This window comes from Janthinobacterium sp. SUN118 (assembly GCF_030397695.1).
Lineage (GTDB): Bacteria > Pseudomonadota > Gammaproteobacteria > Burkholderiales > Burkholderiaceae_D > Janthinobacterium.
Genome location: NZ_JAPUBV010000002.1, coordinates 201,119 through 212,219 on the forward strand (window position 1 = coordinate 201,119; position 11,101 = coordinate 212,219).

The following is an 11,101-nucleotide window of genomic DNA, read 5'->3' on the forward strand; positions in this document are numbered from 1 at the left end:
TACACTCATGCCCAAAGTATAAACGAATTAGGAAAGCAAAAAACTTGCCAGTCACAACAAACAACGATTTCCACTGAGCTTCCCGGGCAACCCATGTTTTCCTCGCTTGAACTGACCCTGATGTTACTCGGCAGCGCCGTACTGGGCGTGGTCGCTTTCAGAATGTTGCATTTGCCGCCCATGCTGGGCTACCTGGCGGTCGGCATCGTCATCGGCCCCCATGCGCTGGGCCTGGCGGCGGAAAACGAAGCGAGCCATACGCTGGCCGAGTTCGGCGTCGTCTTCCTGATGTTTTCCATCGGACTGGAATTTTCGCTACCCAAGTTTCTCGCCATGCGGCGCATCGTCTTCGGCCTCGGCATGGCGCAAGTGGTCACCACCATCGTCGCCACCGTCGTCTTCGGCTGGTTCGTCGCCCGCTACCTGTCCGCCTACATCCACCTGAGCTGGCAAGCCGCATTCGCCCTGGGCGGCGCACTGGCCATGTCGTCGACGGCCATCGTCTCGAAAATGCTCACGGAACGGCTGGAGCTGGAAAGCGAACACGGCCGCAAGATCATCGGCATCCTGCTGTTCCAGGACCTGGCCGTCGTGCCCCTGCTGATCCTCATCCCCGCCCTGACGCGCGATTCGGACAACCTGGCCGAAACCCTGGCCTGGGCCGGCGGCAAGGCCCTGGTCGTGCTGATCTTGCTGCTGTTCATCGGCCAGAAGATGGTGCGCGGCTGGCTGACCATCGTCGCCAAGCGCCGCTCGCAAGAGCTGTTCATGCTCAACCTGCTCCTGATCACGCTCGGTGCGGCCTGGATTACGGAACGGGCCGGGCTGTCGCTGGCCCTGGGCGCGTTCGTGGCCGGCATGCTCATTTCCGAGACGGAATTCAAGCACCAGGTGGAAGAGGATATCAAGCCATTCCGCGACGTGCTGCTGGGCTTGTTCTTCATCACCGTCGGCATGCTGCTCAATATCCGCGTCGTGCTCGACAACTGGTGGCTGGTGCTGCTCTTGCTGTGCGGCCCCGTGCTGCTGAAGTTTGCCCTGATCGCGGGCCTGGCCCGGCTGTTCGGCTCGTCGACGGGCGTTTCGCTGCGCACGGGCCTGGCGCTGGCGCAGGCGGGCGAATTCGGCTTCGTCCTGCTGAACCTGGCCGGCGGCATCAAGCTGATGGACCCCTTCGTCGTGCAGGTGGTGCTGGCGTCGATGGTGCTGTCGATGCTGGTGGCGCCCTTCCTCATCGCCAAGTCGGACGCCATCGTCATGAAACTGGCGGCCAACGACTGGATGATGCAATCGCTGGCGCTGACCAGGATCGCCACGCGCACCATGGCGTCGCAAAAACACGTGCTGATCGCCGGCTTCGGGCGCAGCGGGCAAAGCCTGGCCACCCTGCTGGCGGAAGAAAAGATCGAATACCACGCGCTGGACCTGGACCCGGAACGGGTGCAGGAGGCGCAGCTGGCGGGCGCCCACGTGTCGTATGGCGACGCGGGCCGGCGCGAAAGCCTGGTGGCGGCCGGCATCTACCGCGCCAGCGCCGTCGTGATCACGTATGCCAACACACCGTCGGCGCTCAAATTATTGCATTTGCTCAATGAGCTGGCGCCCACCTTGCCCGTCATCGTGCGCAGCCACGACGACAGCGACCTCGACCAGCTGAAAAAGGCGGGCGCGGCCGAAGTGGTACCGGAATTGATGGAAGGCAGCCTGATGCTGGCCTCGCACGCCCTGATCATGATGGGCGTGCCGCTGCGCCGCGTCGTGCACCGCGTACAGGCGGCGCGCGAAGAGCGCTATGCGTCGCTGCGCGGCTATTTCCACGGCACCAGCGACGCCGGCGACGATGCCGAGCTGGAACGCCTGCACACGGTCACCGTCAGCGACGGCGCCCAGTGCGTGGGCTTGCCCCTGAGCACGATCGACGTGGCCGCCTGCGGCGCCTTTGTGACGGCCATCCGCCGCGGCCGCGGCCGCCTTGAAGTCACGCCCGAGACCCAGCTGGCCATCGGCGACGTGGTGGTGCTGCGCGGCACAGCCGACGCCGTAGCCAAAGCAGAAACATTGCTACTGAAATAATTACTCGATCTGCGCCTGCCAGCTGACGACACGGTTGCGTCCACCGGCCTTGGCCTGGTACAGGGCCTGGTCCGCGTGCGCCACCAGTTGCTGCGCCACGGCTTCGATGGCTAGCAGCGCCGCGTCCGCCTCGAGGCTGGCCACGCCGATCGACACGCTGACCCACGTTTGCGCGCTGCCCGGCAAGTCGAACATGGTGTCGGCGATGCTGGCGCGGATGCGCTCGGCCACGAAAGTGGCGCTATCGAGGTCGGCATCGATCAGCAGCACGACGAATTCCTCGCCGCCGAAGCGTCCCAGCGCATCGGAGCGGCGCAATTCCTTGCGGATGCGCGTGGCCACTTCGCGCAGCACTTCATCGCCGCCCTGGTGGCCATGCGTGTCATTGACCAGCTTGAAGTGGTCGATGTCGATATACATGCATGAAATACAATAATTCTGGCGCCGCGCGCGGGCGATTTCCTCCAGCAGGCGGCGGTCGATATAGCGCCGGTTGTAGACGCCCGTCAGCGAATCGGTCAGGCCGATGTATTTCAGCATTTCATTGCTGATCACGTTTTCCAGGCAAATGGCGATGATGGATGCCATGTGCTTGATGAAATCCGTGCCCAGCGCGGGCGTAAAACGCGTCACGTCGCTGCTGGCCAGGTTCAGGCTGCCGATCAAGCGCTTGTTGCGCAGCAAGGGCACCAGCGCCACGCTGCGCAAGGGAACGCTGATTTCCGGAAAGCGCGGGCCATGCACGGCCGCGTCGAACGCCCCCAGCAGCGGCATGGGCGGCAGGGCCGCCTCGCCCTCGGCCACGGACGCTTGCGGCGCAAATCCCAGCTGCGCCACTTCATGCACGAACAGCAACTGCGGGAAGGCGCTGAAGTCGACGCCCAGCTTTTCCATCACCAGCACGATATCGTCATCCTCGTCGAGCAGGCTCAGGGTCACGCCGTCGAGGTCGGAAATCACGGGCAAGGTGCGAAAAATGGTGCCGATCAATTCGGGAAACGTGGACGCGCCGACGATTTCCAGGTCGAACGCCTGGTGGCGGCACATGATGTCGTGGTTGCGCTCGACCTGTTCCAGCAGGAAAGCCATGCGCGCACGCAAGGCCTGGTTCTCGGCTTCGAGGCTGGCAATGCGCTGGGCCGGCGCATTGGCATCGCTCCCCGGCTGGCCTGGCTCTGGCGAAATTGCTTGATTCATAGAAACCTTAAACCCTTGTGTGCGGGCGCCATGCTTAAAATGCCAGTTCGAAACCGATGTCCTGCCCCACCACGATACGCTCATCGCCGCCTTGCGTGACGATGGCATTCATGCCGAAGCAGATGGCGCCGTCGAGCTCGGGCTTGGCGCGGTAGCCGTACATGACGTCGAGCGGGTCCGGTCCCGGCACGCCCGTGGCCTGGTCCACCGAGGGAATCGGACAGCGCGAACACGGCTTGACGGGTTTGAGCACGGTGGCGCCAAATTGCAGGAAGTCGGCGTAATCCTCCTCGAAGGGGCCGATGCCGCCGATCACCAGATTCGGCCGGAAACGGTTCATCGGCAGCGCGTCACGGCCGGCAGCGCGCAGCTTGTCATTGACGTCATCGAGCGAGGCGGCACCGGCGACCAGCACGGGGTAGCCATCGGCAAACATGGTCGACGCGGCCACGCCATCGGTCCACTTGGCGCTGGTGGCGCGCACCACGTCCGGGTGGAAGCGCACGAGGCGGCACGGCACGCCGATGGCGTTGGAAAACCAGGCGGCCGTGACGTCGTCGCAATCGTAGGCGCGCAGCGTATCGTCCCACACCTGCACTGCCAGCATGGGCGCGCGTTGCGGATCGGGCAAACCCAGTTCGATTTCCAGGCGCAGCATGCCCGGCGCGCGCAGCTCCAGCGTGCTGGCCTTGATGCGCGGCACGATCAGCGCCATGCGCGGGTGTTCGCGCTGGGTCAGGAAGCGGCCCTGTTCGTCCACCACCATCCATTCGCGGTCGAACACGTGCTCGCTCATCAACCCGGTATGCGTCAGGACCGCCTCGCGCAGGTGGATGCCGGCGCAGGATTTGATGGGGTACAGAATGATGTCGGACAGGATAGCCATGGGCCGGGGCAGTATCTCAGCTTCTGCCAGGAAATTGTTCAGAAGCGAAGTATGGCAGCAAAGCGGGCAAGCGTAAATCGGCCAAGTAGGTCGTGGGAAATTATTGTGACGTTATGACTAACAGAACCGGATGCTCTGCACGGCGCCCGCTGCGACGCAGTGCAAGCACTGCCAGCAGCGGGCAAGGCCGCAGGGCGCCGGGCATGGAAGTCAGGCATCAGAATAATTTATTACGCCCCGCTCAAGCTCAGCCAATAAGGCTGGCCCGGCGCAGAGGCGATCAGTACGTGTAGAAGATACGCTGGATTTCTTGCGTGCTATTCGTCTTGGTCAAGGCCAGCATCAGCAGGATGCGGGCTTTTTGCGGGTTCAGCGTATCGGAGACAACACTATCGAGTTCATCGTCGTTGGCTTCGCCATTGCGCGCCACGATGCCCTGGCCGACGCGGCTCGAACGCACGATCAGCACGCCCTTCTGGCGCGCTTCCACCAGGGCCGGCTTCATTTGCGCGGCCACGCTGCCATCGCCCACGCCCGCATGGATGATGCCCTTGGCGCCGGCGGCGATGAAGGCGTCGATGCCGACGCGGTTCATATTGGCGTAGCCGTAGACGATATCCACTTGCGGCAAGGCATCGAGCTTGCTGATGTCAAATTCCGCTTCCAAGGTGTGCTTGCGCGTCGACTGGCGGTAAAAGAAGGCCTTGCTGCCCTGAATGTAGCCGAGCATGCCCAGTTCCGGCGACTTGAAGGTGTCGGTGGTGGACGTGTTCGTTTTCGTCACTTCGCGCGCGGCGTTGATCTGGTCGTTCAAGGCCACCAGCACGCCCTTGCCCACGGCTTCCTTGCTGCCCGCCAGCATGACGGCGTTGTACAGGTTGATCGGGCCATCTGCCGAGATGGCCGTCGATGGCCGCATTGCGCCCACCACCACCACCGGTTTGTGGCTCTTCACGGTGAGGTTCAGGAAATACGCCGTTTCCTCGATGGTGTCGGTGCCGTGCGTGACGACCACGCCATCCACCTCGGGCGACGCCAGCAGCACGTTGATGCGCTTGGCCAGGGTCAGCCAGTGTTCGTTGCCCATGCTTTCGCTGGCGATCTGGAACACTTGCTCGCCTTTCACGTTGGCCACTTTCTTCAGTTCCGGCACGGCGGCGATCAGGCGCTCGACGCCCACGGTGGCCGAGGTGTAGCCGACGGTGGTGGTGCTGTCGGCGCCGCTGCCGGCGATGGTGCCGCCCGTGGCCAGGATCACCACGTTCGGCAATTTGACGGCCGCTTGCTGCGCGCGCGCAGGCGAGGCGGCGACAAAGCCCATCAGCAAGGTAGCCAGCATCAGCTGTGCACAAGAATGGAATTTACGTGAAAACATGGTGCTCCTGTGAGGTGATATGTCAAAGATAACAAAGTCGTGTGCAAATTATATGTCATCGCTGCCCGGACAAATCCCCAATTCATCCATGCCGCGCAAACGTGCGCGCCCGCCCATGCGCTACAGTGGCGCCATGTCCACACATTCCCGCTCCTGACCATGCGACGCCGCCTTGTTTCCGCCCTGCTCCTGGCCACGCTTGCCGCCTGCTCCACGCAGCAGGAACTGCGCATGGCGGCGCAGCAGGAACAGTTCGGACGCGCAGCGGCCAGCCAGGGCGACTGGGCGCAAGCCATGCGCAGCTACGCGGCGGCCGTGGACAATGTCGAACTGGGCCGGGGCGACCTCGCGTGGCAGGCGCGGCTGCATCACCAGGCGGGGCGCGCCGCCAGCGCCGCCTGCCGCTACGACGCGGCCGAATTTCATTTTCGCAATGCCATCGCGCTGGCGAAACGCAGCACGCAATCGAGCGCCCTCAGCTACAAGGCGCTGATCGACCTGTATGAACGCCAGGGCAAGACGGCGGAAGCGCTGGCCGTGCGCAACGAACTGGGCTGGCATCAATCGTGGGCGCTGGGCGCGTTTGCCGACCTGGAATCGCTGCCTGTCGGCCAGCCTTGCGGCACGCCGCCCTAACCGCACTGGATGGGAGTTGGTCGATGCACATCGCACGCACGTTGCTGGCAACATCCGTTCTCTGCGCCGCGCTGGCGCCGGCGTATGCCGCCGAACCCGCCCTGCCCCTGTGGGAAGCGGGCGTGTTTGGCGGCACGGCCGTCACGCCCGCCTATCCCGGCGCCAGCGAGCGCTCGACGCGCACGCTGGCCCTGCCCTATCTGATTTATCGCGGGAAAGTGTTGCGCGCCGACCGCTCCGGCGTGGGCGCGCGCCTGTTCGATACGCAGCGTGTCGGGTTCGACGTGGGCTTCGCCCTGTCGCTGCCGGCCAGGTCCAGCGACGTGCCGGCCCGGCGCGGCATGCCGGACCTCGGCACGCTGGTGGAATTTGGCCCGCGCCTGAAGGTCAAGCTGGCCGAACCGACCCGCAATAGCCGCCTGGGCCTGGAACTGCCCTTGCGCGCCGTCATCGAAGCTCGCGGCGGCCTGCGCCGCCAGGGCGCCACCTTCGAACCGCGCCTCGTGTACGCGCTGCAAGGCGATGACCAGGCGTGGCAGCTGGACGCCAGCGCCGGCGCCGTGCTGGGCAATGCCGCCATCAATGACTATTTTTATGGCGTCAGCCCCGCATTTGCCACCGATCAACGCCCGGCATACGCGGCCAAAAGCGGGCTGATGCTCACCCGCCTGGGCCTGGGCGGTTCGTACCGGCTGCACCCGGACTGGCGCGCCTTTGCCTTTGTGCGCTACGATACTTACTCAGGCGCCGCCAATCGCGCCAGTCCCCTGCTGCGCCAGAATAGCGGCACCTCGGCCGGCATCGGCCTGCTGTGGACGTGGCGCCGCTCGGGCAGCCCAGCGCGCGGCGCCGATGACTAAGCGGCGCAGACAAAAAATGTTGCGTCTAAGAAAAATTTATAGATAATGGCAAGTCTGGCTTGCGTGGCATCCGCCGCGCGCCAGCACATTGTCCATGGCCGCCAGCAAACTCATTCCCATTACCCTGCTTGCCGCGCTGTTGCCCGCGTGCCGCAGCATGCCGCCGTATGCCGGGCCGCACGGCCCCGGCACGCCCGCCATCATCGAGGCTTACCAGTCGCCGCTGAGTTTTTGCGGCTTGCTCACGCCCGGCGTCTGCCATGCCGACATCTTGCTGATCGATAAAAGCAAGCTGGCCAGCGAGGCGCCCGAAATCGCGCTCGACGGCGGTCAGCACCGCCTCGTCGTGCGTTGCCTGAGCAATACAACCCTGGCCACGGGCGGCAATGAAACCTCGATCCACATGTTCCGCATGCATTTCCAGCCCGGCGCCCGCTACCGCTTCGACGCCAAGGTCATCGACAACCGCTGCCAGCTGGCCATTGCCGACAAGGCCAGCGGCACGCGCAGCGAAGCGCTGGAAACGTATTAAAAGTCCATCGTCCCCGACAGCATGAAGGTACGCGGCGCGCCCAGGCCCAGGCTGGTCCATTGCGGCAGCGCCCAGTACGCCTTGTTGCCCACGTTGCTGACGCTGGCGCGCAAGGTCAGGGGCCGGCCCGCCGCGCGGGTGGCGTAGCGCGCACCCAGGTCATACACGGTACGGCCCGGTACCGACAGGGAATTGTCCTCGTTGATGTATTGCTTCGACGCCGACGTCGCGTTCGCCGTCAGGGTCAGGCCCGGCACGGGTGGCGCATCCCATTCCACGCCCAGCTTGGCCTGCAGCCTGGGCACGCCGGCCGCCTGCTTGCCCTGGTTGACGCCGTTATTTGTCCTCGCCAGGGTTGGATCCACGTACGCGACGCCGCCCATCAGGCGCACGTCGCGCACGGGCGAACCGAAGAAGCCCCAGTCGATGCCGCGGTTGCGCTGCTCGCCGCCAAATGAAAAGACATTGCTGACGGGGTCGACATAGCTGCTGGGCCGCTTGATTTCATACACGCTCAGCGTATGGGCGAATTCTCCCAGGTCGAGCTTGACGCCGGCCTCCATCTGCCTGGACTTGTATGGCGCAAAGACTTCCCCCGCGTTGGCCGCCGTCATGGGCGCTGTCGCCCCCTGACTCAAGCCTTCGATGTAATTGGCGTACAGCGACAGATTCCTGGCAGCCTTGATCAGCAGGGCGGCGGCCGGCGTCGTGGCGGCCGCGTCATAGCGCGAAGTGCGCGCACCCGACTTCACGTTGAAACTGTCGTTGAGCACTTCCTGGCGCCGCAAGCCCACCGTCAGCTGCACTTGATCCTGCGCAAACGACAGCGTATCGACGAGGCCATAGCTGGCCAGGCGCAATGTCGTCTTCGATATTTGCGGTGCGTCAAAGCGCGTGGCCGGACCCCAGACGGGATGATAGATATTCGTGATCCAGTCCTTGTCCAGCACATTGCGGCGGCCGAACTGCTTGTCCGTATGGTGGTAATACGTGGCATTGGCCGCCCATTGGTGGCCAACGCTTCCCGTGCGGAACTTGCCCTTGACGCCCGCTTCCGCCGACTGTTTTTCCAGGTTGAACCCCAGGTCGGCCAGGTTGGTGCGGTAGTCGCCGGCCGTATTGAATACCTGGATCAGGTAGGCGCCCGTCGACTGGTAGTCGGCCTTGCTGGCGCCGATGGCCGCATACGCCATCACGTGTTCGTTGACGTCATACTCGCCGCGCAGCATCGCGCCCTTGTCCTTCGTGTCATAGAAGGCCCAGCTGGGATTGAGCAAGGTCTCCGCTTTCGGCGGACGCGGCACGGGCAAGCCGGCGGCCAGGTTGACACCCCGGTTCAAGCCCCGCGCGCGGTCTTCGCTGCTGTAGAGGTCGGCGGAAAGACGCGCGCCGTCGCCACGCCAGTCGAGCCCCACGGAGGCGAGCTGGGTCTTCTTTTTCTGATGGTCGATGGCGCCGTCGCCATCGCGGTAGACGCCATTGACGCGGATGCCGAATTGTTTATGCTCGCCAAAACGCTGTCCCAGATCAATATGGCCGCCCCACTGCGCATCGGACATGTACGACGCCGTCACGCGGGCCAGCGGCGCATCGCCCGCGCGCTTGGGCACGAGGTTGATGCTGCCGCCCACCGAGCCGCCCGGCGGCATGCCGTTGAGCAAGGCCGATGGCCCTTTCAGCACTTCGATGCGCTCGAACATTTCGGGCGACGTGCGGTACACGGGCGAGATGCCGAACAGGCCGCCAAACGCGACATCGCTGGTGCCGGAACTGAAGCCGCGAATCGAGTAATTTTCGCCGATGATGCCCGTCATGCCGCTGCTGAAAACGGTGGGATCCGTGGCCGAAATTACGTCGGTGATGTCGCGGGCCTGGCGGTCTTCGATGAATTTATCCGTATAGCTGATGGTGTTGAACGGCGTTTCCATGAAATCCTTGTCGCCCAGAAACCCAACGCGGCCGCCGGACGCCACCTGTCCGCCCGCGTAGGCATCGATCACGCTGTTGCCTTTGCCCCAGACCGTCACGGCCGGCATGGTTGCCGCCGCCTCGGCCGCGGCGCCCTGCGCCTGCAGGCTCTCGCGGCGCACCGTGTAGCTGCCATTGCCTTCGCGCACGGCCTGCAAGCCGTGGCCGCGCAGCAAGGCGTAAAAACCCTCGGCCACGCTGTAGCTGCCCGACAGTCCGGCGCTGCTCTTGCCTTGCAGCAGCGCTGCATCCACCGTCAGCTCCACGCCCGCCTCCGCCGCGAAGGTGTTGAGCGCCAGGCCCAGCGAACCGGGCGGCACGCTGTAGGCTTGCCGCACTTGCGCCGCTTGCGCGAACGCCGGCGGGGCCGCCATGCCCAGCGCACCCACGGTCAAGCCCGTGATCAGCGCCAGTTGCACGGCGGTGGCGATGCGGCTCAGGTTCAAGGCGGGGAGGTGGCGCGTTGCCATGCGTTGGGTCATAAAGTAAATCCTTTCAGATGGGATGATTGCTTGTTCTCACCCTATCTCCCGAACGAAAAGGCAAAACCCTCAATGCAAATACGACTCATTACTAAAAAATAATCTCTATCATTGATAGCCCTTGAGCACATCGTCGATCAGCAGTTTCAGCGACGTCACGCTGGCCGCCGTGATGTACCAGGCATCGGCATCGACGAAGACGACGCGGCCGTTCTTCCAGGCATTGGTCTGGCGCAACAGCGGATTGGCCATCTGCTCGGCCGTCATGACGGGACGGCGCTCCATCACGGCCGTGCGGTCCACCACGTAAAGGATGTCGGGATTGGCTTGCTGGATGAATTCGCTGGATATCGGCTGGCCGTGCAAGCCCGCCTCGACGGCCGTGCTGGCCGGCTTCACGCCCAGCGCGTCGAAGACGAAGCCGTAGCGCGACTGCACGCCAAACGCGCTGAAGGCGCCGTTGTTGTGCATCACGATCAGGGCCTTCTCGGGACGTTCCTGCGTCACCTGGCGCACCGCGGCCACCTTCGCATCGAGCTCGGCGGCTTTCTGGCGGGCCACGTCTTCCTTGCCGAAGATACGTCCCAGCGTCAGCAGATGCTCCTTGACGACGTCGATGTGCTTGCCCTGGCTATTCTGGAAGTCCACGTCGAAGTGCAGGGTGGGGGCAATCTGGCTCAGCTCCTTGTAATGGTTGGCCTGGATCGACGTCATCAGCACCAGGTCTGGCTGCAACGCATGCAGATGCTCGAGGTTGGGCTGCACGATGGCGCCCAGGTCGCGGATGCCCGCATCGTCCTTGTAGCGCGTGAGGAAATGCGGCACGTAGTCCTTCACCATGCCGGCCACGGGCACGCCCAGCTGGTCGAGGAAATCAACCTCGTTCATGTCCAGCACGGCCACACGCTGCGGACGGTGGGGTATCACGGTCGCGCCCAGCTTGTGTTCGATCGTGATGGGAGTAAACGCTTGCTGCGAGGCGGAAGCGGCAGGCGCCGGCGGCGTGCTCGCCGTCTTGTCGGCGCAGCCCTGCAAGGCGGCCACGGCGGCGATCAGCACGGCAAGCGCGCAGAAAGGTTGGTTCCAGATCAT

9 protein-coding genes are annotated in these 11,101 nt (G+C 64.2%); 4 read left to right on the forward strand and 5 right to left on the reverse strand.

Features of this window, described 5'->3' with window-relative positions; genetic code table 11:
- Nucleotides 1-93 precede the first annotated feature (93 nt).
- Nucleotides 94-2,073, forward strand: coding sequence for a monovalent cation:proton antiporter family protein (locus O0880_RS16555; RefSeq protein ID WP_071325612.1), 1,980 nt, complete (start codon nucleotides 94-96; stop codon nucleotides 2,071-2,073).
- Here O0880_RS16555 and O0880_RS16560 read toward each other — a convergent pair whose 3' ends face one another.
- From O0880_RS16560 to O0880_RS16570, 3 genes are all read right to left on the reverse strand, one after another.
- Entirely contained in the window at nucleotides 2,074-3,162 is a 1,089-nt protein-coding gene (locus O0880_RS16560; protein WP_289888129.1) for a DUF484 family protein, read from the reverse strand.
- Between the two features lie 142 nt (nucleotides 3,163-3,304).
- Nucleotides 3,305-4,156, reverse strand: coding sequence for an MOSC N-terminal beta barrel domain-containing protein (locus tag O0880_RS16565; RefSeq protein ID WP_289887520.1), 852 nt, complete (start codon nucleotides 4,154-4,156; stop codon nucleotides 3,305-3,307).
- A gap of 280 nt (nucleotides 4,157-4,436) precedes the next feature.
- A complete protein-coding gene (locus O0880_RS16570) occupies nucleotides 4,437-5,531 on the reverse strand; it encodes a type II asparaginase (RefSeq protein WP_071325615.1) in 1,095 nt (364 codons plus the stop codon).
- A gap of 159 nt (nucleotides 5,532-5,690) precedes the next feature.
- Here O0880_RS16570 and O0880_RS16575 point away from each other — a divergent pair, with 159 nt between their 5' ends.
- From O0880_RS16575 to O0880_RS16585, 3 genes are all read left to right on the forward strand, one after another.
- Nucleotides 5,691-6,167, forward strand: a complete 477-nt coding sequence (locus tag O0880_RS16575) for a hypothetical protein (protein ID WP_289887521.1) — start codon at nucleotides 5,691-5,693, stop codon at nucleotides 6,165-6,167.
- Nucleotides 6,168-6,190: 23 nt separating this feature from the next.
- Nucleotides 6,191-7,027: a MipA/OmpV family protein gene (locus tag O0880_RS16580; protein ID WP_289887522.1), complete on the forward strand. Its 837-nt coding sequence runs from the start codon at nucleotides 6,191-6,193 to the stop codon at nucleotides 7,025-7,027.
- Between the two features lie 94 nt (nucleotides 7,028-7,121).
- Nucleotides 7,122-7,559 (forward strand): hypothetical protein, encoded by a 438-nt coding sequence (locus tag O0880_RS16585; protein ID WP_071325617.1) that lies wholly within the window; start codon nucleotides 7,122-7,124, stop codon nucleotides 7,557-7,559.
- On the opposite strand, the gene O0880_RS16590 is transcribed toward O0880_RS16585, so the two are convergent.
- Together O0880_RS16590 and O0880_RS16595 are read right to left on the reverse strand one after the other, a co-directional pair.
- Nucleotides 7,556-10,009: a TonB-dependent receptor gene (locus O0880_RS16590; RefSeq protein WP_289887523.1), complete on the reverse strand. Its 2,454-nt coding sequence runs from the start codon at nucleotides 10,007-10,009 to the stop codon at nucleotides 7,556-7,558. The genes O0880_RS16585 and O0880_RS16590 overlap by 4 nt on opposite strands.
- 108 nt (nucleotides 10,010-10,117) lie before the next feature.
- Nucleotides 10,118-11,101: a siderophore ABC transporter substrate-binding protein gene (locus tag O0880_RS16595; protein WP_289887524.1), complete on the reverse strand. Its 984-nt coding sequence runs from the start codon at nucleotides 11,099-11,101 to the stop codon at nucleotides 10,118-10,120.